General features: G+C 40.2%; 21 protein-coding genes. 16 read left to right on the forward strand and 5 right to left on the reverse strand.

Annotated features, from left to right (window positions below; all coding sequences use genetic code 11):
- Position 1: 1 nt before the first annotated feature.
- Genes thrB through EHQ16_RS00320 form a run of 3 tightly spaced genes read right to left on the reverse strand, consistent with a single transcriptional unit; the run spans position 2 to position 3749 of the window.
- Complete coding sequence (gene thrB / locus EHQ16_RS00310; protein ID WP_135637509.1) at positions 2 to 955, reverse strand: homoserine kinase; 954 nt, start codon at positions 953 to 955, stop codon at positions 2 to 4.
- Positions 956 to 989: 34 nt separating this feature from the next.
- The gene (locus tag EHQ16_RS00315) at positions 990 to 2510 is read right to left on the reverse strand and encodes a phytoene desaturase family protein (RefSeq protein ID WP_135637511.1); all 1521 of its coding nucleotides are present in this window, start codon (positions 2508 to 2510) and stop codon (positions 990 to 992) included.
- A gap of 54 nt (positions 2511 to 2564) precedes the next feature.
- Complete coding sequence (locus EHQ16_RS00320; protein ID WP_135637513.1) at positions 2565 to 3749, reverse strand: acyl-CoA dehydrogenase family protein; 1185 nt, start codon at positions 3747 to 3749, stop codon at positions 2565 to 2567.
- Positions 3750 to 4120: 371 nt separating this feature from the next.
- Between EHQ16_RS00320 and EHQ16_RS00325 the strand changes: the two genes are divergently transcribed.
- On the forward strand, positions 4121 to 5596 hold the full coding sequence (locus EHQ16_RS00325; protein ID WP_135637515.1) for an HD domain-containing phosphohydrolase: 1476 nt from the start codon (positions 4121 to 4123) through the stop codon (positions 5594 to 5596).
- On the opposite strand, the gene EHQ16_RS00330 is transcribed toward EHQ16_RS00325, so the two are convergent.
- Positions 5593 to 6942, reverse strand: coding sequence for an adenylate/guanylate cyclase domain-containing protein (locus EHQ16_RS00330; RefSeq protein WP_135637517.1), 1350 nt, complete (start codon positions 6940 to 6942; stop codon positions 5593 to 5595). The two genes, EHQ16_RS00325 and EHQ16_RS00330, sit on opposite strands and share 4 nt — an antisense overlap.
- Before the next feature lie 81 nt (positions 6943 to 7023).
- On the opposite strand from EHQ16_RS00330, the gene EHQ16_RS00335 reads away from it, so the two are divergent.
- From EHQ16_RS00335 to EHQ16_RS00405, 15 genes are all read left to right on the forward strand, one after another.
- The gene (locus EHQ16_RS00335; protein WP_244241857.1) at positions 7024 to 7854 is read left to right on the forward strand and encodes a hypothetical protein; all 831 of its coding nucleotides are present in this window, start codon (positions 7024 to 7026) and stop codon (positions 7852 to 7854) included.
- Positions 7855 to 7870: 16 nt separating this feature from the next.
- Positions 7871 to 8170, forward strand: a complete 300-nt coding sequence (locus tag EHQ16_RS00340; protein WP_135637519.1) for an LIC10362 family protein — start codon at positions 7871 to 7873, stop codon at positions 8168 to 8170.
- Positions 8171 to 8237: 67 nt separating this feature from the next.
- The gene (locus tag EHQ16_RS00345) at positions 8238 to 8999 is read left to right on the forward strand and encodes an electron transfer flavoprotein subunit beta/FixA family protein (RefSeq protein WP_135600841.1); all 762 of its coding nucleotides are present in this window, start codon (positions 8238 to 8240) and stop codon (positions 8997 to 8999) included.
- Positions 9000 to 9009: 10 nt separating this feature from the next.
- On the forward strand, positions 9010 to 9969 hold the full coding sequence (locus EHQ16_RS00350) for an electron transfer flavoprotein subunit alpha/FixB family protein (protein ID WP_135637521.1): 960 nt from the start codon (positions 9010 to 9012) through the stop codon (positions 9967 to 9969).
- A 22-nt stretch (positions 9970 to 9991) separates the two neighbouring features.
- On the forward strand, positions 9992 to 10573 hold the full coding sequence (locus EHQ16_RS00355; RefSeq protein WP_135637523.1) for a LolA family protein: 582 nt from the start codon (positions 9992 to 9994) through the stop codon (positions 10571 to 10573).
- A 2-nt stretch (positions 10574 to 10575) separates the two neighbouring features.
- A complete protein-coding gene (locus tag EHQ16_RS00360; protein ID WP_135637525.1) occupies positions 10576 to 12549 on the forward strand; it encodes a hypothetical protein in 1974 nt (657 codons plus the stop codon).
- Positions 12546 to 13514, forward strand: a complete 969-nt coding sequence (gene trpS, locus EHQ16_RS00365) for a tryptophan--tRNA ligase (protein WP_135637527.1) — start codon at positions 12546 to 12548, stop codon at positions 13512 to 13514. The genes EHQ16_RS00360 and trpS overlap by 4 nt, the downstream gene beginning before the upstream one ends.
- Positions 13515 to 13557: 43 nt before the next feature.
- The gene (locus tag EHQ16_RS00370) at positions 13558 to 15387 is read left to right on the forward strand and encodes a ComEC/Rec2 family competence protein (RefSeq protein WP_135637529.1); all 1830 of its coding nucleotides are present in this window, start codon (positions 13558 to 13560) and stop codon (positions 15385 to 15387) included.
- Positions 15341 to 16216 (forward strand): 16S rRNA (adenine(1518)-N(6)/adenine(1519)-N(6))-dimethyltransferase RsmA, encoded by an 876-nt coding sequence (gene rsmA / locus EHQ16_RS00375; RefSeq protein ID WP_135637531.1) that lies wholly within the window; start codon positions 15341 to 15343, stop codon positions 16214 to 16216. Before EHQ16_RS00370 ends, rsmA begins: the two co-directional genes overlap by 47 nt.
- Positions 16217 to 16235: 19 nt before the next feature.
- Positions 16236 to 17477, forward strand: coding sequence for a sterol desaturase family protein (locus EHQ16_RS00380; RefSeq protein ID WP_135637533.1), 1242 nt, complete (start codon positions 16236 to 16238; stop codon positions 17475 to 17477).
- A 253-nt stretch (positions 17478 to 17730) separates the two neighbouring features.
- Entirely contained in the window at positions 17731 to 18516 is a 786-nt protein-coding gene (locus EHQ16_RS00385; protein ID WP_135637534.1) for a M23 family metallopeptidase, read from the forward strand.
- Between the two features lie 6 nt (positions 18517 to 18522).
- Positions 18523 to 19350 (forward strand): HAD family hydrolase, encoded by an 828-nt coding sequence (locus EHQ16_RS00390; RefSeq protein WP_135637536.1) that lies wholly within the window; start codon positions 18523 to 18525, stop codon positions 19348 to 19350.
- 6 nt (positions 19351 to 19356) lie between these two features.
- Positions 19357 to 20043 carry a 16S rRNA (cytidine(1402)-2'-O)-methyltransferase gene (gene rsmI / locus EHQ16_RS00395; protein WP_135637538.1) on the forward strand — a complete coding sequence of 229 codons (687 nt, stop codon included), beginning with the start codon at positions 19357 to 19359 and terminating at the stop codon, positions 20041 to 20043.
- Between the two features lie 39 nt (positions 20044 to 20082).
- Complete coding sequence (locus tag EHQ16_RS00400) at positions 20083 to 20706, forward strand: helix-turn-helix domain-containing protein (protein ID WP_135600852.1); 624 nt, start codon at positions 20083 to 20085, stop codon at positions 20704 to 20706.
- Between the two features lie 2 nt (positions 20707 to 20708).
- Positions 20709 to 21635, forward strand: a complete 927-nt coding sequence (locus EHQ16_RS00405) for a 50S ribosomal protein L11 methyltransferase (protein WP_135637539.1) — start codon at positions 20709 to 20711, stop codon at positions 21633 to 21635.
- Here the strand turns inward: EHQ16_RS00405 and EHQ16_RS00410 are convergent.
- Positions 21632 to 23746 carry a 7TM diverse intracellular signaling domain-containing protein gene (locus tag EHQ16_RS00410; RefSeq protein ID WP_135637541.1) on the reverse strand — a complete coding sequence of 705 codons (2115 nt, stop codon included), beginning with the start codon at positions 23744 to 23746 and terminating at the stop codon, positions 21632 to 21634. The genes EHQ16_RS00405 and EHQ16_RS00410 overlap by 4 nt on opposite strands.
- Positions 23747 to 23814 lie beyond the last annotated feature (68 nt).

Below are 23814 nucleotides of genomic sequence, written 5' to 3' on the forward strand. Positions count from 1 at the left end.
ACTATTTTGTTTGGATGCGAACACCCAGTCCATCTGGTTTCACTCGTCGGAACTGGTAAGAAATTCCAGAAGCCAACATTCCTTTTTTCACCATCTCTTCCAATTCTGTTTGTTTTGTTTTTACTGACTTTCTCTCGAGAAACATCAGAAGGCTCGGGCCCGAACCAGACAAACAATAACCAATACCTGCTTCTTTCAATGACTCGGCCAATCCAAATAGTGGAGAAGATTCTGGAATGCGATAGGGAGTATGCATTTTGTCTTCCAAACCGACGAGAAGGTCACCAAACTTACGTTTGTCTAAAAAATGCATCCATGCACCAATCCGAGACAAGTTAAAAATAACGTCAGCTGTAGTATAAGATTTAGGAAGTGATTTTCTAGATTCTTCTGTAGAAACATGAAATTCTGGTGTTAATACATAAATGGCAACGGAAGCAGGGAATTTTTTTCTAAAATACCGCAAAGGTTCACCAAACGTAGAGTAGGCGAAAACAAATCCACCTAAATATGCAGGTAAGGTATTGTCGGGATGGCCTTCAAATTCAGCTAGGAATTGGATAAAATCAGGTTCCTTAGGTAGGGAATTAGGTTCCATTCTTTTATGGACTTCACGAGCCAAAGATAGTCCTGCCACAATAGCAGAAGCGCTGGAGCCAAGCCCACCCTTCAAAGGCAAAGTCAATGTCATTTTACAATGATAAGGTGGTGGATTGACACTAGGTAAAAATTTTTGAAAATAAGAAAGGTAAGCTTGGTAAACTAAATCTTCTTTCACAGAAAACGGTAACTTCTGGCCGTTTTTTAATTCAGTTTTAGATTCCGTAATTTCTTTAGAAAAATTAAATTCAAATTCATTACGAAGATCCAAAGCAAGGCCCATAAGGTCGAAACCGGGCCCCAAGTTGGCAGAAGTTCCCGGCACTTGGATGAGAATCTTAGGAAGGCGAATCATCGTTTCGCCCAGGCTCTACGACCGGTTTTCAAAATCAACATCTCTTTCTTGCGAGGAATTGTTCTACAACATGAAGGCCACCAAGGACTACGGCCGGAATTCCTTGGCCTGGATAGACAGTATCTCCCGTAAGAAGTAAGTTTGGATCTTCCGAACGGTTACTCAGCATTTTGAATGGATTCGAAAAATAGGAATTGGGAATCCCTCCCACCCTACCAAATTTCCTACCTGTCCAGGTTTTCCATGTAACAGGCGTTGCAGAATGTAAAAATAAAATTTTATTTTTTTGAAACCAAGGGAATTTTTCTACTAAGGTTTGAATGATGATCGATTCTATTTTTTTCTTTTTTTCTGGGTAAGAAACATCCCGAATCCAAGATTCAGGATTTTCTATATGGGTAGAAATCGAAAGGATACGAATGCCTTTTGGGGAGCGAATGGGGTCCTCGGGATGGGAAAGAGAAAGAAAAAGCGAATTCCCTCCTCCATATGGCAAAACGTCCTTCAAATGGATTTGGTGGTGAAGGCATTCTGTTTTAGTCCATTCTTCGGAAGGATTGGTTTGTATGGCAATCCCCATGGAAAAAGCACCCCAAATTCCTTTTTCAAACTTTGTTGTTTTCTTTTTTAGTTTTGGCAGATCCTCAGTAATCTCCGTTAGGTTCCAAATAGGAAGATTCGAAACCACCAATGGAGCATAAAATAAAAAATTCTCTCTATTTTTAGTTCTTAACTCCCAAACCAAATCCTCATTCCCATCGGCAACACTGATTTTTTTCAGATCTATGACTTCTTGTTTGTAAAGAATTTTTCCACCATTGGCTTCAATTCGACCGAGGATCGTTTCCGCAAGAGTTACCATTCCTCCCCGAACAACATAGTTTTGTAATTGTGGGTAAGTGAGACCAACGGAGGCAAAGGCCATGGAAATTTTTGTCGATGTTGTTTGGCTTGTGATCAAAAGTTGTTCTTCTAAAAACCGAATCCATTCCTTGTTCTGAGTCAGACCCAAAGAGATTAAAACCAAACGTAAGGAGATAAAAGAAAAAAATAAAACAATTACGTCTGAAGGTCGAAAAGAACCTATCGATTTCCATACATCGGATAGATTTTTAAAAGGAAAAAATTTGTATCTCTCTGACAAACTCCAAAGTGAATCAGAGACAAAATAACAAAGTTTCCAAAATACCTCCATCCGCAAACCACCACCGAACGCACGTTTGGCCTCTTTATTCCATTCTGCGCGATCCCTATAACGTTCAATGGTTTTTTCATGTAAATGAACCACCATCGATCGTTTTAGAGGGATAAGAGGAAATTGAATTTGGAATTCGGTAGAGAGTTTATCAAAAGGAAGTCCTGGTTCCAAACCGACGAGAGTTGTTGCCCCTGATTCAAAGACATAACCACTTTTTCGGAAACTAGATGCACAACCACCAGGAGCCGTACCTTTTTCTAAAACCAAAACTCTTTTGCCTTTTTCAGAAAGGGACAAAGCGGCACTAAGTCCACCAAACCCGGAACCAATGACCACTACATCCCAATTTGTATCCATCCTCCTTGTAGACAGAAGTCAACTAGAGGACAGATACTATTTAAGGAAATTAGATCACTCAGACCAAAGTTTTTTTAAGTCACTCGCGATGTTCTTTTGCATGGCTTCGTTCGTTCCACCACCAATGCTGAGTAAAATCGCATCCCTATGCAATCGTTCGACTGGGTATTCGCGGCAATACCCATACCCACCTAAAACTTGGATGGCATTTCTAGAAACTCGTTCTGCCATTTGTGTGGCCACTAGTTTTGCGGATGCCGCCCCAAGAGAGTTACGAACATCTGGTCCCAGTTCGCTTGCCACTTGATACACTAAAGCACGAGCGGCTTGGTAGTCCGCATAGGATTCAGCCACCATCCTTTGGATTTGGCCAAACTCCATTAGTTTTTTACCAAAAGCCTCTCTATGACGAATGGTATAGTCACACATAATATCGATACAACGACGGGCAATGCCAAGTGATTGTGCGGCCAGTGTCACTCGTTCAATTTCTAAATTCCTCATCATATGAGTGACAGCACCATTTTCTATCCCAAGTAAATTCTCTTCAGGGACTTCCATATCTTCAAATACAAGTTGGGTAGTTGGGGAAGAACGCATTCCCATCTTTTCTTCTTTTTTACCGACCGAAAAACCTTTGTAAGACGATTCAATGACAAAGGAGGTCATCTTTTTTCCATTTTTTTCTAACTTGGTATAAAGAACAAAAACCTGACCTATGGATCCGTTGGTGATGTATTGTTTCACTCCATTGATGATATAACGATCGCCCTTCTTCACTGCATGAGTGGTCATTCCAAGTACATCAGTTCCTGCACCGGGTTCTGTCATTCCCATCCCACCGATCCATTCCCCAGTGATGACCTTACTCAAATAACGACTCCTTTGAGAAGGGTTAGAACTATAGAAAAAATTATTCACAAAAAGAACTTCGTGGGCTAAATAAGATAAGGTGAATCCAGGATCAAACCGGGACATCTCTTCATGGATGATGACAGAGGCAAGTGGATCGAGGCCATGCCCACCATCGGCTTCAGGCACTGTGATTCCAAAAATTCCAAGTTCGGAACCAAGACGTTTGAATAACATTGTATTGAATGTTTCTTTTTCATCGTTTTCTTTGGCTTGTTCGTCCATTTCCCTTTCTGCAAAGGATGCCACTGATTCGCGCAGCGCCAAGTGGTCTTCAGTGGGATTGAATAAATCTAAAGATGATTTTTTTGTCGAAAGCGTATTCATAGAGATAAATTTTTCGTACTTTTCCTGAACCTGTAAACGAAAAAACCGCACCTCTTTACAACCCAACCTAGCGAAATTGCTACAAAAACGAACAGTTCATCAACAAAAGAATTTTAGTGATATTAAGCAAGACCCAAACACACTAACTAGAGTTATTCTACAAACCAAACATTGACACAAGTTGCATAAGGATAAAACAAAAACTACACGTATCAATAGAATATCTACTGATGACTAGTGGTTATCCTATGAGGAAATTCCTATATCATAAAAAGTAACCATGAATCGTAGGAATACTTTACAATTAATTCAATCGATTCAAACATCACTAAAACATTCGAAAAATCTTTCGTCGAATCAACCGAAATACAATGAGCACTAACGATACAAATATAGTACCTCGAGATAAGCTCGCCAAATTCGAGTTAACTGAAGAATCCTTAAATAGTTTCCGTAAAAATAACAATATCCCACTCGACCTATACAATAAGGACGGACAAATCCTCATTCATAAAAAAAGGAACCCTACCGAAGCTGATTTCGGAAAACTACTAAAGTTCGAAATGCAAGGGGTATATTTCCTTATTTCAGAGTTAAAAAAATCTAAACAGTCTGGATCTCATGACCACGCTTTTTTAGAACCTGGCCGCACAACCAAACTATTTGATCACGAAAAAACATCTAGGTTTGCAAAACAATCCCAAGCCCTCATTGAAGACCTCCGCAAAACTTCTTTTTCTTCTGACCAAGCTGTTTTTGTACAAAACTCAGTGAACGAACTTCTCACTGACTTCACTAGCAATCCTGATTACGAACTTGGGATTTTTAATATTTTAGAAATTCTAGGAGTGGCGGGAGTCTCTGTAGAATCGGAACTAATGACCAAACGCACAGTTGTTGCTATGGGAATGAAGGTTCGCACAAAAAAAATCGTCAACGAAGGAAAAGAAGAATCCAATAAAAAAGACCACCTAAGCCTAATGATGGCAAGTTATTTGGCGGATGTAGGATACTCAAGGCTTGACATTAAAAACAATCCTAAACTCACCAAAGAAGAATATGCGGTTGTCCAACAACACCCCATCATCAGTTATTTGATGACACTGCCTGCTCCAGAAATTGATTCCCATGTTCGCACTTTAATTTTAAACCATCACAGACCTTATCGTGGGAACGGAGTGAACAATAACTTTCCAGATCCAAGATCTTTATTTTCGAAACTTATGTCCGTCCGAGACAAATACAATAAAGAAGTTGGAAAAGAAAGAATCACCCAAGACATCGAACTCCAACTCCACTTACAAGAAAACAATGTAACCTCTGCTAGTTTCGAAGAAGACATTGCCATCCTTTCTTTAGCAAGCGAATATGCATCCCTCACTTCCAACCAACCTTGGAGACCTGCATTCAAATCTTCTACAGCTTTAAAGATGATCCTCAATGATTCCTTTTTTTCTTATAGCAATAAAAACATCAGACATCTTTTAGATTATGTAGGAAGTTCTCTCACCAATAATGAAAACATTGTGAACTTTGGAGACTTTGTCATCACAGCATCCGTAGATTCAGAGAGACGTGCTCATTTTGATATTTGTATCGTTTTGGAAGTGGGTCGTTACCAAACAAGACCCAAACTCCAAAGAATTTGTAGCATCAATCCGATTTTCCAAAAAGGAAACAAATTCAAAATAGCTGACTTTGATTTACACAGTATCAAAATTGATCGCAGAAAAGCCATCATGGACTTAGCCTTACAAGCAGGAACTTCTCGTGTGATTTATATCATTGACCCGGAACTAAACCCGGCTCTCCACGAAGCCGTTTACAAAATTAATATGGCCTCCTAAGATAGGTTTGGTGCATAAAGATGAATTTTTTGTTCTCTTCCAGAAAGAGTGACCGATTCTTTTTTATCCCAACCACTTGGCGAGCCCGTCTCTAACCAAACCGCTTCCGAAATCAAAAAAGAAACTCCCAATTCTTTACAGGCAGACTCTATACGAGAGGCCGTGTTGACAGTATCTCCAATCACTGTATATTCCATTCTTTCTTCCGATCCAATGCTTCCGCAGAACACTTCTCCTGTATGGATCCCAATTCCAATTTTGATTTCCGATTCGCCCTTAGAAATTCGTTCTTGGTTCCAATTATCAAGTTCCTCTAACATAGACTTTGCGGCAAGGACTGCATCTTCAGAATCTTCGCCAACTCTCTCGGAAGGAGTGGGTGTTCCAAAAGTTGCCATCACCGCGTCCCCAATGAATTTATCCAAACTACCGTTGTGTTTAAAAATGGCTCGCACCATACGGCGACGAAATTCAGTTAAAAAAACGGATAGTGCTTCAGGATCCATTGGTTCTGAAAATTGAGTGAACCCACGGATATCACTGAATAGGATTGTGACCTTTTGGCGTTTGCCTTTAGCGATGACTTCTGGTTCCGAAACAATTTCAGAAACCAAATCAGGTGAAAAATAACGAGATAAAGTTGTTTTCTGTGATTCTGCGGCCGCAAATTTTAATAACATCCGGAGGCTACGAAAGATCGCATAAGAAATCGCAAATACCAAAACCAGATAGACCGTTGGTTTTGTCACAGAAGCATCAGACAAAATGATTTGGTCACCAAGGACATACTGATTCCAATCCATACCACTCACTGCATTCGAATCGACCAATGCATAGATCAAAAACCCGTAGTAACTGAAGAGAAAACAAACAAAGGAAAAATTAACAAGAGAGAACCGGTATTGGAACAAACTCAAAGACAAAGGCAAAAGATAAAATACAACCAAGGGAGTTTTGACTAGGAAGTTTGGATTTCCCTCTCCTTTTAAAATGTACCAGTTAAAAATAGTTACAGTGATGAGTAGGTTATCAACAAACAAACTGATATAATCATACTTAGTTTTCCAATGCCCCTTACTTTTTTTCAGAATCTGATAATGGATAAACGTATTTAAAAAATAAAATGTAATCCCAACAAAGTTAATCAAATACCCAAAAATCGAATCGATATTACTTAGATTGGCAATCGCACTGGCAACAAGTGCCACTCCAATCACATACCGAAAACGAACGGCAAACAAAGCCCCCATTTGTTCTTCTTGGTATAGAAGTTCCGACATATACCGAGGGAACTGGTCACGGATACAATAAACAGAACGAATGGAACGAACAATCGAGGCGAACATAGCCAGACATTCCAACAGATAAAGTTTTGGAAGCAAGGGAATTTTCTTTTTGCCAATTCAGATTCCATTGATTATCAATGAATGATGTTCCAGAACAGAACGATGATGTTATGGGGTAAATTGGCTTCCTTTCTTGCGGTGGATGTTCTCGTTTCCGTTTGGGCAAACCTTTCTTTTTTTTCTCATTATGGAAATGAAAAAATTCGGTTTACCCTCCTTATTTTTTATACCAGTTCCGTTTGGGCACTCTATTTGGCAGACCATTTATGGGATGCTTTGCGAGAAAAGGAAACTCTATCAGAACGCGGGAGTTTCTATTTGCGATTCCGCCATTGGATTGTTAGTTTTCTAATCTTTCTGACTTTGGTTTCGTTTTTTGTAGGATTCTATTTTGAATTTTTATTCCTCACAGGAAACCTCCTTCTTCTCCTCTCCTTTGTTTTTTCAATTGGTTTGATTGTGAGCCACTTGTCGCCAATACCCAAAGAAATTTTGGTTTCTGGATTTTATGTATTGGGGGTGATTGCCCCCTTTGGATCGTTTGGTGGATGGGATCCGATGGTGTGGATCTTTTTTATCCATGTATTTGCGAATGTCCTCCTTACCTACAATACAGACCGTGAATTTGATCTTGTGCAAAATACCTTCACCCTAACCCAAGTTCTGGATCCGAAAAAACTAAAGGTTTTGGTACTTTGTCTTTTGGGAATGGGGTTTTGTTTCCTAATGGCCCAAAGGATTTGGGGAAATCTCTCTGAGCTTTATTTTTTGGGGATGGGGTCTGCCTATCTATGGCTTGGTGTTTGTCATTTTGTGAAGATGGAAGGTTTTCGATTTAAGTCCCTTTGTGAACTTTCGTACCTGCCGCTCTTTCTGCCCCAGATCGTTTTTTTCTTCTCCCTACTTCCTTAAAATTTAGGGTGGGCTTATGTGGTTACTCATCGTCCATTCGTTTGCCCTTTTGTTATTTGTCTTACTTTATGCTTTCCGATTTCGAAAACTAGTTCCCAATCCCGAACCAAATCTCCTCCTGCAAATCCAAACAGCCACAAAAGATTGGAAATCCACTCACCATTTAGTCCTTCTCATCGGATTTTCCCTTTTCCTCCTCTATCCCCTAACCTTAGGATTTTCCTTCTACCTCCAGAGTGACGCCAACGTCCTTGTTGTCATCCTTTGGGTAATTTGGGCCTACAATTGGAGCAAATACACGTTCTGGAGAGAATAATGTACTTCCCTTATGACTTCGCTCCCGTTTTCTGGTCTAAGGTAATCCACGAAAACGGGGTTAAGGAATGAAAATTGTTGTTCTAGTAAAACAGGTTCCGGACACGGAAACCAATATCAAAGTCGGCGACAAATCGATCAACGAAGCTGGCGTAAAATGGATCATCTCTCCTTATGATGAATTTGCTATCGAAGAGGGAATTAGAATTCGTGAAAAAAGCGGTGGAGAAGTCATCGCAGTGTCCCTCGGCCCAGACCGCGCCGTAGAAGCACTTCGTACTGCCTACGCTATGGGTGTAGACAGAGCCGTTCATGTAAAAGTGGATGACTACGTAACTTTCGACTCTACATACACTTCCGAACTTCTTGCAAACCTCATCAAAGCTGAAAATGCAGATGTAGTGATTGGTGGTCGTCAATCCATCGATACTGACAGCTCACAAGTTGTCGTTCAAATTGCAGAGAGATTGAATGTTCCTCACGTTGCTATGGCCCTCAAACTTGAGTTTGACGGAAACAAAGTGACTGCAACTCGCGAAATCGAAGGTGGAACTGAAGTCGTAGAAACTACAGCTCCTCTAGCTGTCACTGCTCAAAAAGGATTGAACGAACCAAGATACCCAAGTTTGAAAGGGATCATGTCTGCGAAGAAAAAACCGGTAGATGTTAAAAAACCGGAAGAACTCGGAGCAACTGGATCTAAACTCGAAGTTGTATCTCTCGAACCACCTCCTCCACGTATCGCTGGTCGAAAACTGGAAGCAGCAGATGCAGCAGGTTTTGCATCTCAACTTGTAAAAGCTCTTCGCGAAGAAGCGAAGGTCATCTAAGGAGACGAACATGGCTGATGTTTTAGTAGTTGGTGAATTAAAAAACGGCGAACTTAAAAAAATCTCAAAAGAACTCACTTCTGCAGCTCGCAAAATTGCGGACTCCATTGGTGGTAAAGTTCATACAGTAATCATTACTGACAACGTTGATACGTTTGCTGGTGATTTGAAAGCGGTTGGTGCTGATACAGTAATCGGTGCAAACCTTGGTGAATTTTCTCCTGAAGGTTATGCAAATGGAATTTTTGCAATCATCCAAGAGAAAAAACCAGCAGTGGTTCTTCTACCACACTCCGCACAAGGAAAAGAATACTCCGCAAGAGTAGCGATCAAAGCAAATGCTGGAATCGTTGCTGATGCAGTGGCTCTTTCTGTTGACGGTGGTAAAGTAGTAGCAAAGAAACCAATTTACTCTGGAAAAGCGTATGCAAATTTCAAAGTAACTTCTGACATCCAAATCTTTACAGTACGTGCAAACTCCCAAGAAGTAACTCCAAAAGACGGAGCGGGTGCAGTAGAAAAATCTGGTGCAGCAGCAGGCGAAGTAAGAACTAAGTCTCTCTCTAAAGATCTTTCTGGTGGAAACAAAGTACAACTTGCTGATGCTTCTATCATTGTATCTGGCGGACGCGGAATCAAAGGACCAGAAAACTGGCCAATCATCCAAGACTTAGCTGACACACTCGGCGCAGCACTTGGTGCTTCCCGTGCGACTGTGGATGCAGGATGGATTTCTCACTCACACCAAGTAGGACAAACAGGAAAAACTGTCTCCCCTAACTGTTACATTGCTTGCGGTATCTCCGGAGCCATCCAACACTTAGCGGGTATGGGATCTTCTAAATACATCGTTGCCATCAACAAAGATGGAGATGCTCCTATTTTCAAAGTAGCGACTTACGGTGTTGTTGCTGACCTTTTCGAAGTAGTGCCTGCACTTACTTCTGAGTTCAAAAAAGTATTGGGTTAATCCCAATACGAACCATCAAACTTTGAGGAATATCCTTCCCAAATTTTCGATCGTTCTCCTTTTCTCTGTCCAAACGGGTATCCTTTGGGCAGAGGATGGAAGAGATCGCCTGAATGCCGTCATAGGCAAAATGAATTCACTCGAAAGTTTTCGCGCCTCGGTTACCATCAATGGTGGACTGACTGGTGTTGTTTCCTTCAAAAGCCCAAACCAACTCCATGCTCGTTTCAGTGACGGACGGATCATTTCCTCCAACGGTAGAATTTTGTGGTTTTACAACCCAGATTCATCGATTGCGGGAAAACAGGATCTAAAAGGTGTTTCCGGAGGCCTTGGGGGACTACTTTCTGGATACGAAAATGTGTCGGTAAGTGGCAGAACTTTTCGTCTTACTTCTAATACAAAGCGTTATAATGAAATTATCTTGGTTGTTTCCGATAACGACCTTCCTCGTGTACTCAAAATGAAACGTTCCGACGAAGAAATTACTGAAGTGGCTTTCTCTGGCATTGCCACGAACATTGGTCTTGGAACGGGACTGTTCAACTTCCAACCTCCCACAAGCTCACAAATTGTTGAGAACCCTCTCAACCAAAAGGAGTGATTGTGACCCCGGTCTCCCGTACAGAAGCACATAGAGTTTTTGCCGACTTGTACCGTAAAACGCGGACACCGGAACACCAACAACTCATCGATGAGGCCATTTTAAAATCAAACGACGTATTCATTCGTATTGATCTCATCCGAAAAGTGGATGAGGATTTCGAAAGTAAAAACAAACCGAAAAAAGAAGACAATAGAGACCGTGGTCTTCCTGAAAAAGAACAACCAAGAAGAGAAGTCATTTCTCGCACACAAACTCCCGATCCAAAACCAAAACGTTCTAGCGATTTAGTCACAGTCGATAGTGCCAAACAAAAACAAAACCCAGCAAAAAAAAGAGCCATTGAACAAAGACAAGGTGGCGGTTTACTTGCTGGATTATTTGGCGGTGGAGCTGGAAACCCAAACAACTCCATTGGTAAATTTGGGAAAGACACAGGAACCATTGACATTGGACTTTTTGGCAGGAACCCTACGATTTCCAACAATGTGGAAAAACTCTTCCGGGGGATGAAGGAAGATGTCCTCATTCCCACCATCCAAGCCCTTCGTGTTTCCGAACAACAAGGTTGGAGGATTTGGACTCCACTAGTTTATAATATCATTAATAATTTTAATAAGTTCTTTAACGCATTTGCATCACTGGATGCTCTCATCTTAGATAAAATATCCGCCGATATCTTTTTAGAACGTTCTCTCAAAATGCAGATGTTTTATGTTCGTTTTCTTCAAAGAAACGATGCAAACGACATCATCCTTTCAAACCTTCCTGACATTGTTAAAATGGATGACAAACTCACGCCAAAACTGAGCAAAATCATGGAAGGTGTGAACTACGCTCTCAATTTAGAAAACACCAAACCCAAGTTATCTGATGCTATTACTGCATTTTATATTGTAGCAAAGAAAAAAATGTTCACTTGGCCAGAAATCATTACTGATTTACGTGTTCCTCCTATCCAAGAACATAAATTCCAGGCAGCTCGTGAAATCCAAAAAGAAGTGGAGATCACTGTTGCTAAATTATCTGACGATATCAACACAAGATCTTTTAAAAAAGAAGAACTTCAGAATCTACGCACACGTTATTTTTCTATTGATGACAAAGGGAAAATCAGTTTCGATTTTTTGAATGTAGTTGTAGATGATTTTATGGCTCACCATATGCCAGAATCGGCAAAAAGCCAAACCGTCAAAAATAGTTATAAATCACAACCACATAGACTGGTTTATTTATTATTAAGAGATTTACAAACAGTATACATCAACTTAATCGAAGGATACGTTCGTCTTGGTGATAAAAACCAAAACCAAGAACTCCTCCTCATCCAACCGGGCCTTTTTAGAAACGAAATTGACCAACTTAACTCCCTCGTCCGAACCATTGATAATTTTAATAAAAAATTCCCAAGTTTCCAGTATAGTTTCCAACAGTATGGAATGGACAACAGCACAGGAAATGCTGCAAACGATCAAATAGCAGGAACCATTGTCCTCGCCTTACAAGAATCATCCGAATTTTTTGGAAGTTTTGCAGGAAAACTCAACATCATCGTAGAAAACCATTTAATGGCAAAAGCCACAGAAGCCAAAGGGAAAGTGAACGATAAAATTGTTTCTACGAAAGACAAAGTCATCGAAGAAGTAAAAATTGCCCAAAGGTTCATCCCACATTTTGACAAATCAGTTGTGGCTAAAGAAAGAATCAATGGGATGAAAGTGGAAGATGTTTTCGTTCAATTTACAAAGTATTTATACAATTATGCAGTCATCTTCAAAGATCCTGCAACCACATCCAAACTCACAGCACATCGAAAAATCGAACAAGAACTCATCAAGTTAAACAAAGAATACGAAAGGCTCACCTACTCTACATTCAATAAAGAAGCTGATGGTGATAGTTCAAGTTCAGAATCTTCCGAAAACAAAAATACATCAGATCCAATCGACCTTTCCGATACAGAAGGAGAAACATGAGAGTCCTTACTGGATTACAACCCTCAGGCAAACTTCATTTAGGTAATTATTTTTCTGCGATCAAAAAAATCTTGGACTACCAATCCAAAGAAGATTTGTTTCTTTTCATTGCAAACTTACATGCACTCACAACATTCCGATCCAAAGAAGAATTAAAAACCTTCACCTTAGAATGTGCGATCGACTTACTAGCACTAGGTGTCGATCCGAAAAAATCTGTTTTTTGGGTTCAAAGTGATGTTCCCCAAGTGACAGAACTTACTTGGTATCTATCCCAATCCATCACAGTGTCTCAATTACAACTGGCCCATTCCTTTAAAGACAAAGTGGCAAAAGGTTTTGTTCCAGGTGCCGGACTTTTTACATATCCAGTACTCATGGCAAGTGATATCTTACTTTTTTCTGCAGAAAAAGTTCCCGTAGGAAAAGACCAAAAACAACATTTGGAATTTGCTCGTGACATCGCAGAAAGATTCAACACTCAGTTTGGACAGGTTTTAAGTATCCCAGAACCAGACATTGATGAAAACACGGCGACAATACCGGGAGTTGATGGAGCAAAGATGTCCAAGTCTTACCAAAACACCATCGACTTCTTTGGAACCGAAAAAGAAATCAAAAAGAAAGTGATGTCGATTGTCAGTGATTCGCGCGCGGTGGAAGAACCAAAAGATCTAGAAACCTCTGTTATTTTCCAAATCCATTCTCTTTTTCTCACTCCAAAAGAAAAAGAGACCCAAATGGAAAAATACAAACGAGGTGGGGTGGGATATGGAGATCTCAAAAAAGATCTCCTTGATTCCATTCTAAATCATTTTGCCCCTTTCCGAGTAAAACGCGAAGAACTGGCACAAAACTTAGATTATGTGCATGAGGTTCTAAAAGAAGGAAAAGAAAAAGCAAAAGCAGTTGCCGAAGCCAAATTAGAAGACGTTCGAAAAACACTCGGCATTTATCCTTTTTAGTTTCTAAAGAACCAACTTCAGTTTTTAAATACCTCTTTCGGTTATGAAACCGGAGATTTACTTACTCCCCAGATCCGATTTCGGTTGGTTCTGTTTGGGAATTTGTGGGACTGCTTTTTTTCAAAAACTCGGGTGCCGTTTTCCAGGGTTTCATTCTCTTCTCATCCTATTTTCTCTCGGCCTACTCATCTTCTATTCCATCCTTCCAAGAAAAACTTCCCACACTGTAGACAAAAGAATTTACCTTTGTATCCTTTCTTCTCTCGTATTTTTGTTCTTTGCCAATGTACAGGCAAGTCCACGTCCAAGAACCATTAATCCCCTCTTTCGCTCCTATTTAGAAACCCAAATCAAAAAATCTCCACTCAGTAAATTTGAATCTCGCATCATAATGGGTTTTGTCACTGGATCCACAAAAGAAATTCCGCCGAGTTTCAAAGAAATGGCAAAAGAATCAGGCATCTTACATTTGTTTGCTGCTTCCGGCCTACATTTAGGAATTTTTATTGGTTCTTTACAGTTTTTTGGAAATCTTTGTTTTTCAAAACAAAAATGGATTTCCCTTTTACTTTCTTTAGGAATCGGTTTTCTCTATCTGGCAGCTTTGGATTTTCCTGTTTCTTTTTTACGTGCCTATTTATTTGTTTTTTTATCTCTCACGGCTTCCTTGTTTTATAGAAAAATTGGGCCGACAGATTTACTTGTGATTTCTTCTGCCTCCATTGCTTTTTTTCTTTTTTATGATTTTTTAAGTATTGGATTTTTATTATCTTTTGGAGCTGTATTTGGAATATTTTTTATCAAACCTAGTTTTGATTTTTGTTTCCTCCCCAAATCAAAATCTTTATTCAAAGAAAACCTTCATTTAACACTCGCTTGTTCCCTCTGTAGTTTCCCGATCCTAGTTTTTTATTTTCGATCATTTTCTTTTGGAGGGATTGGGATCAATTTTTTGTTAGTTCCTATTGCGGGAATCCTTTTACCCATCCTGTATTTGAGTTTGTTTTTACAAAGCATTGTTCCCACATTTCTTGTAGAATCACTTTCTTCTTGGATTTGGGTTCCTACTTCTTTCGCACTTTCTATCTTTCTAAAACTATTTTCCGCATTGGCAACCTACGGGCGAGGTTATCAAACCTGGGCCGTGGTTCCAAAAGGACTTTGTTTGATTTCTATTTTTATCATTCTCTGTTTTACTTTTTACCCCAAACTCCGCATCCGAAACTGGGCCATTTTAAAAACTTCTCTTTATCTTCTCCCTTGTTTGTTTTTTGGTTTTTCGTTTTTCTTTCCCAGAGAAAAAATCCCCAGTTTTGAAACCAAACTAGCAAAGGGGAATCTGTCCATTCGTCTGGAGGATCATTTGTATATTTTTGGAACTTGTTATTCCAAAAAACTAATAGAATCCTCTTCTGGTTTTCCCCCACCCAAAAAAATATCGTTTGAATCAGAATCATGTTTATCTGGAATCCTTTCCCAGATGTCCAAACACCAAATAACAGACGTTTTCTGGCACGGAACAAACCAAGATATGGAATGGATCCAAAAATTCCAATTACCCATCCGACCCAAAGAAAAAGAAATTCTCGGGTCAGATATGAATCCCCTTTTTTCCATCATTCGTTTTGATGGAAACCCAAAGACCATACAAAGATTTTTAAAACAAACAAGAGAGGCCGACAAATCCCAAACCAACCAAGGTTGGAAGGGAATCCTACTTTTGGACTTTCCTCCATGGAAAAAAAAGGAAGCGAAAGAATGGATCCAATACCAAAAACTACTTGGGATTTCTACTGCCTGGAAAATGATACTCGTTGAGGATCATTTTGAAATCCCCCTACGCCACCATCTCCAATATCCAGACCTTCTTTGAAGCCAAAGGCATTCGTGCCCAAAAGAAATTTGGACAAAACTTCCTCATTGACCAGAACATAGTCGATTTTATTGTCAAGTCCGCAGAATCTTTGTTAACTAATGATCTAAGTTTGGCAGAAATTGGAATTGGTCTTGGAACTTTAACTTATCCCGTTCTCGGTTTGGACAAAAAAACCTACCTCTTCGAAATCGATCATGCTTATATCCAATTGGCCAAAGATGAAATTTTACCTAAGTTTCCCAAAGCTTTGTTACTTGAGGGAGATGCTTTAGATAATCTTTTTCATATTTACCAAGAGAAAGTTTTTGTATTTGGAAATTTGCCTTATCACCTAACAACGGAAATCATCAATACCCTTGTCATCCATTGTAGGAATTTCCAAGGCGGGATTTTTATGGTGCAAAAGGAATTTGCCGAACGCCTTGTGAAAGAAACCTCGTCTTTATCTGTTTTTCTCTCCGCCTTTTGCGATGTGAAGTATCTGAAAACTGTCCACAAAAACTGTTTTTTTCCCATTCCCAAAATCCATTCTGCTCTCATCCTTTTGAAACCCAAAAGCCAATCAAAACCAAAGGAATGGCGGCTAGAAACCGAAAGAGAAGTAGAACTCTGGTCTCGGATGCTTCGCACACTCTTTTGGGGAAAACGAAAACAAATTCAGGTAAGCCTTCGCGAATCTCCTTTTTCTGAAGACCCAGTGTTTCGGGAAGCATTAGGGAAGGCCATCCAGTCGGCAGAAATTCCACCCACCGCCAGACCAGAAGAATTGAACCGTGAACAATTTCTGACTTTGGGTCAACATTTACTTGACTATTTGTCAAAATGATGGCAAAATCATTTCCGCCATGTTCGAGAATTTTACACCTCCGCCCATAGTCACGTACGCCATCCCCGTATTCTTCCTTCTGATTGGAATCGAAGTTTACATCGGATACCGCAAAAACAAAGCCCTCTACCGGCTGAACGATTCCATCGCCGATCTAAGCACAGGAATCATCTCCCAAATTTGGGGACTTTTCCAAAAAGGGATCGGACTCTTCGCGTATTTCTATATCTACGAACATTTTCGTTTTTTTGAATTTGCTCTCACCAACCCTTGGGCTTGGGTTCTTTGTATTGTTGGCCAGGACTTTTGTTACTACTGGTCCCACCGGTTGGCTCACGAAGTCAATATCCTTTGGGCAGGCCATGTCATCCACCACCACAGCGAAGAATACAATTTAGTTGTGGCTCTCCGCCAAACAGGTCTCGGTGGAATTGTCTCTTGGATTTTCTATGTTCCGTTGGCTCTTATCGGATTCCATCCTTGGATGTATCTGGCCAGTGGACAAATCAACCTCATTTACCAATTCTGGGTACATACCAAAGCTGTGGGTAAAATTGGAAAGATTGGAGAATACCTTCTTTCCACTCCTTCTCATCACCGCGTCCACCATGCGATCAACCCCATCTATATAGATAAAAACCATGGTGGGATCTTTATCATTTTTGATCGGATGTTTGGAACTTTCCGTGAAGAAACAGAACCTTGTGTGTATGGAACGGTCAAACCCCTTCGTAGTTTCAATCCGGTTTATGCCAATATCCATTACTATTGGGAACTGATCAAACAAGCGGCCAGTGCTCCCTATTTCCTAGATAAAATTAAGGTATTTTTCAAACCGCCAGGTTGGTATCCAAGAGAAAGTTCAAAACCAGCCGGATTTTTACCGATTCCGGAAGTAAGTCCTGCGACTTTCCATAAGTATGATCCGAAACCTGGGCCAGAAGTCAGAACCTATACAACCACTTGGTTTGTTCTCGTCCTCCTTTTGTCTTTTGCCTTCCTTCTCTTTGTGGGAAAATTCGCGCTGGTCTCCCAAATCCTTGTGACCGTTTGGGTGACTCTGTCTCTACTCGCCATCAATGCCCTCATTGAAGGAAAGTCTTGGGCTGGAGCGATGGAAATCACAAGGCTTCTTTTTGGATTTCTAGTGATTGCCTACTTTGGCGTGACTTGGCATTACTATGCGATTGGGATTGTTTGCCTTCTTGTGGCGGGAATCTACCTCTACCGCACGAGTGGACAGAAAGCCCAGGCCGCCTAATCCAAATTTAACAATCCGAACCGAACAAAATCACCCTCCTACCAGAATCTTTCTGGTAGGATTTTGCAAACAACCCTCTTGAACGACGTTCCCTAATCATTTCCCCAAAAGAAAAAGGAATGACCTGAAAACTAGCCACAATGTTATGTCACATAAATGCCATGATTGGGGCGGATTCCTCGATGGTTCCCCTTGACCGAACGGGGCCCCGTGAGAATTTGGCATTGCACCATAGTTTTTGAGGCGAAATGAGATGAAGCGAAACCGAAGTTACTATATCATTCTAGTCCTAATCCTGTTTGTAGTGACCTACTCCGCATACGCGGCCTACCAGAAGCAAAAAAATGGTCCAGTATTTTTGGACAACCATGTCTTCCAACGTTATAACGAGCAGTGGGGCCTTTGGGTCGACCTAAAGCTTGAGAAAAAAAGCCTTCTTGAGAAAGCATCTGAGTTTGGAATCCTAGCCCAAGAGGTAATGGAGATCAACAACCTAAAGGAATCCGATCTGGCACGTTTGAAACGCCCTATCTTTTTTCCTTATTCCTCTGAATACATGCGAGGGCTCCAAGAAAAAGAACTCTTTCGTGAAACCGTAGAATCTCCTATCGACCAATTCATTTGGCCCGTTCTTCCCAATCACAAATCTCGGATTTCTTCTCGGATTGGAAGGCGTTGGAACACCTGGCATACGGGTCTAGACATCGCCATTCCTAAAAACTCCATCGTCCTTGCAGCAGCAGACGGAGTGGTCGAAGAATCTGGTCGGAGTGGTGACTATGGCCTTGCCGTCAAAATCTACCACCATGACATGAACCACTTCCATACAGTTTACGGACACAACCAAGAGTTACTCGTAAAACCGGGAGATGTCGTTCGTAAGGGACAAATCATTGCTCTCTCTGGAAATACCGGAAAGTCCACTGGCCCCCATGTCCATTTTGAAGTCCGATTCCACAATGTGTATCTCAATCCAGAAAACTTTCTCACTCCCTATGAAGAAGGAGTTGCCACAAGCGTCGTTGGATTTGCAGACTAAGTATTAGTGACGAACCTGACAAAGAACAGTTGGACGGATGAAATTTTCAACCGTCTGACAACCATCATACCAAAAGCGCCAGGCATCGCCTGTTTTGATTTCGATAACACTCTCATCCGTAACGACTTCGGCGAAAAAATCATGGAAGAACTACTTCATGGTGGACTTGTTTATGTACCAAAAGACCTGTCTGATTTTTTTCGCGATAAAGAAACATGGAAAGATCATTCCAAACTAGATCCTACCGAAAAAGAAAGATTGGTTTGGGAAGAATACACTTACCAATTAAAAGAATACGGAATTGAAAAAGGATACCGTTGGACTAGTTTTATCTTTGAAGGGATGAACCAAAAAGAATACTACGAAGTGTCTAGACGCACTTGGGAAAGAGTGAACCTTCCTGATCGTGATTCCGGTGTGTTTCCTCAAGTGGAAATGAAAGACCTCATTGCTTATTTAAACTTCCACCATTGGACTGTTTATATTGTGACTGCTTCCCCGGAACCAGGGATTGCTGCCATTGCTCATCTTTTTCCTGTCGAAGAATCCAAAGTGATTGGAATGAAACAAGAGTTAGGTGAAGATGGGAAATACTCTCACAAACTCATTGAACCTTATACTTATGGGGAAGGAAAAGTAAAAGCCATCGAAGAAAGAATCGGTGTGTATCCAGACCTTGCCTTCGGTGATTCCTTTAATGACTATCCCATGCTTTGTAGTGCCAAACAAATGGCAGTGGCCATCAACCGGGACAACCCTGAGTTTGCCAAAGCTTGCAGCGCCAAAGGAATTTATATCCAACCTTACTTTACCTTTCCTCCTGTATTGGCTTGAGGTGATATGAACCGACTCTATTTAGTATCAAACTCTATTGGGAATGATGAAGACATCCCTCCTCGCACCAAAACCTTGTTAGAAGAGGCCGACTGGATCATCGGGGAAGAACAACGGACTACTTCTACTTTTTTAAAGAAGTTAGGAATTACAAAACCCTTTGATCTACTGAACGAACACACTTCCCGCAAGGAAATGGATGAAATCGGAATGAAACTGGCAACCACCAAAAGAACCTGCCTCATTTCTGATTCGGGAAGTCCAGGCCTGGAAGATCCGGGCAAATGGCTTGTCCCCCTTGCTTGGGAGATGGGAGTGGATGTTCGTTCGGCTCCGGGCCCAACGGCCCTCATTGCAGCCCTAACCAGTTCTGGGTTTGCCACCTCCCCTTTCCTTTTTTTGGGATTTTTACCCCGAGAAGAAAAGGAAAGAGAACGAACTCTCAAACAATACATAGGTCTTGGGATCACGATCGCCTTTTATGAAACAGCTTACCGGGCCAAACACTGCCTAGAAACCTTGGCAAAAATCCTTCCCGGAGACCGTCAGATTTTTTTAGCCCTAGGAATTTCCATGGCAAACGAAACCAGCTTCCGAGGATCGGCCAAAGAAATTCATAAAAAATTTCCGCAAGGCCTCAAACTCCCACCGGTCTTCGTGATTGAAGAGAAAAAAGAAAGGCCGAGGCGATAGTTTCTTGACAGTACCTCTGTTATATTGGACGCTTGGACAATGGTAAGTAAAGTAGAGCAACCGAGTGACGGAATAGACCAATTGATTTCAGAATCTGGCGATTATATAACAGATGTCGTCAAAGAAAATCTGAAACTCATCCGCCATACAAAAGGTTTTTCTTTGGACAAACTCGCAAACCGATGTGGTGTGAGCCGCGCGATGTTATCGCAAATCGAACAAGGAAAATCGGTTCCGACAATTTCTGTGTTATGGAAAATTGCAAACGGACTCAATGTTCCTTTTTCCGAACTCTTAAAAGAAAAGAACCAAGACGGAATTCATATCCTCAAAGCAGAAAACTCAAAAGTTCTGTATTCCAATTCCAAAGTTTTTGCAAGCCGTGCTCTTTTCCCTTTCCTTGGAAATCGTAAAACAGAATTCTATGAACTGATTTTAAAACCAGGTGGACATGAAGTTGCCGAACCACATAAAACAGGAACCACTGAAAACTTGGTTGTTGTTTCCGGCAAACTACGGTTACGTGTTGGTGAAAAAGTTGTGGAACTTGACCAAAAAGATTCTGTGTTTTTTAAAGCAGATGTTTCGCACGAGTATTCCAATCCCACTGACCAAGAGACTTTAATGTATCTTGTTATGGATTATACGGACGAAATAGGTTAAGATTGGAATATAGAGAACTCAAAGTCAATTTACCCAAAGAATTATCCGACAGTTTTTATGAACTGTTGGATACACTCCAGTGTGCTGGTTATTACGAAATATTATTTGATGGGGAAGCTCCCAAAGAAAAAGACCAGGGCCTAATCCGAGACAATACAAACATTCGTATCTATCTTCAAACCGATGAAGTCGATAAAGAATTAAAGATCCTTATCTTCTTAAAAATTCACGCACCAAACAATTCGAATGCAGAATCCCGAAATATCGAAACTCGTGATTATGAAGAAGCTTATAAAGAATACTATAAACCATTTTCTATCGGGACAAAACTTTGGGTGATTCCCACTTGGGAAAAAAATGAACCCGATACAATCAAACTTTGGAAACCAAATGGAGGGATTCCTCTCTTCATCAATCCGGGTGTGGCTTTCGGAACGGGACATCATGAAACCACCAAACTCATATTAGAGTATTTGGATGAACTTTATACAAAAGGTGAGTTCCAATTTCAATCCGCTTGTGATGTGGGAACAGGTTCTGGAATATTATCCATCGGCCTTGCTAAGTTTGGTGTTTCCAAAATTTTTGCTTTGGACATTGATCCTAATGCGGTAAAAGCTGCTTGGTCCAATTGGACGGAAAACGAATATCCAAAAGGATTTCAATTCAGTGTGGAAGAATCCGGAATTGATAATCCCAAGTTGTCGGATACAAAATACGATTTAGCCATTGCCAATATTACTTTTGCAGTTCTTTCACAAAACATCCGTCATCTGGCAAAAATTGAAGCCCCAAGAATTATATTTTCTGGAATCATCACAGAAAAAAAAGACCAGTTCCTTAGTTTGTTACAAAGTCATTTACCAGGAAAACTCCTCTACTCCAAAGAATGGAATGAATGGTGGGTTCTCGACTGGGTTCGAAACTAATCTTTATTTAAAAATTTAATTAGACTCACTTGGTTTCCGCGGTCATTGTATTCGATCCGGTCAAAAACAGATTTTGTCATAAGAATTCCTCGCCCATGTTGTATGTGTGCTTCATTCATTTCTTCAATTGATTTTTCCATATGTTTTTTATGGTCAAAACCACGACCTTCGTCAGTGATTCGATAAGCAACATACTCTCTGGTAAAAGAATATTCGATTTTGACTCGTTTCTGGCTATAACGTGGATCTTCTTGCCTTTTTTGTAAAAACTCCAAATAATTTCCTTCGATAAGAGCCTTGGATTTTTCATCAAAACTAATATTCAAATTTCCATGTTCCACTGCATTGATCACAATTTCACGCACCGAAGACCTAACTTCAGTTTGTTCCACAGTGGATAGATATTTTGCAAGTTGTGAAGTAATCTTTTGTGAGACAAGTTCAGCATTTCGTAAGTAATTATTCATCGAAAGTTCGATTTTTTCTGACTCGATGAGTTGGATGATGGTATCTTCATATTGAGAAGACATGGTCACAAGGACTTCCCTCGTTTCGTCGAAGTCAATGTACTGCAACCGGCAATACATTTCTTTTGGTTCCTTTACATATTTTTGTCCAAACTCTGTTTTGAAATTAATGATGGAACCTGTCATTTTTAAATCTGTGAGTTTATCGTTTACATACATCACATTATAATCTGATTTTTGATCCCTACCCATATAGAGTAAGTCTGTGATTTTTTTACCACGTAAATCATCCAATCGAAACCCCATATGTTTTGACAGAGCTCTATTGGCATTGATGACTTCAAAATTTTCGTTCATCATCAGAATTACTTCATCGGAACCTTGAAAAATTTCCCGGAATCGTTTTTCGGATTCTTCGATTTTTAATTTTGCATGAGAAAGTTCCCGAAGGTTGTCCCGAAGGCTTCTAGTTAGAAAGTTGATCCTATCAGCAAGACCTAACGACAACAAGATGGTCTGCAAAGCAGTTCCAATTTGAATGGTCCAACGAGTGATTTGGTTGTCTGGCAAAATACCCAAACTCTTTAAAGAATACAAAAGAACGCCTAATAGAAAAAAAGACCAAGAGATCAAAAAATACCGAGATGTCCTGACATTTAATAAATAAGTAGAAACACCGCTAAATACCATAATGAGAGCCGTCGGAACTGTTAGGAAAATTGCAGTCACCATCGCAATGCGGTAATGCAAGAAAAACAAAATCCCGGAAAAGAGAAATAGAATTCCCGCCCAAATCCACATCATTTTTGAAATATTGGGTAAGTGTTTTTTTAAATTGAGATAGTTGTCGGTAAAAAAGATTCCCGTAATACAAGAGAAACAGATAAAAAATGGGAGAGAATAGTTTCCCCAAAAGATCCAATTCGGCCAAAGATACTGAAAGGCAAAACCATTGTTGATCAAATGGAAAAAGAAAATGGAACTAATAAAAAACAAATAAAATAGATAACTTTTTTCATAAGTAAAAATATAAATAAAAAAGTTATAAGCGACCATCACAAATAAAATTCCATAAAACAAACCGAAGATCATTTGTTCTTTGTTTAGCTGGTCAGAAAACTCACGTTCCGTCCAAATACCAAGTGTTAGTGGAATGGTAGATTCCGATTGGATTCGTAAATAATACACGGAACTAGAACCGGGTGTCGATTCTAAAGGAAATACAGGATTCCTATAATCCAAATTTCGATTTCCAAAGGGATGTGTATCCCCTAAAGTGCGAACCAATGTTTTGGGAAGGTTGTTACTAAAAATTTGAATTTCATCTAGGAGAGGGAAATCAAATACCAAATTCCAACGGATGAGTTCCTCTGTGGGATTTTGGATTTGGATCCGAACCCAAAAAGTTGATTTCGAAAACCCTAAATTGGGTGAGGAGATTTTTTGAAATCGGGAATCATTGGATCCATTGGTGATACTTGTTTCCGAAAGGGACTGATCTTTGTCCTCTAAAACAAGAACCTCTTGCCAAATGAGTTTTCCAGAAAGCTGGGGTGAAAGTACGATGGCGGATTCCGAAAACAAAACCCCCGGCAAAAATACAATAAGGCTAACAAAAAAAAATTTTACTTGGTGGAAAAACAAAGTATAGATCTCCCAATTCGCTTAAAAAGACAAAGTTACTAGATTGTATTTTTCTAATTTTTCTAGCC

The organism is Leptospira kanakyensis, from assembly GCF_004769235.1.
GTDB lineage: Bacteria > Spirochaetota > Leptospiria > Leptospirales > Leptospiraceae > Leptospira_A > Leptospira_A kanakyensis.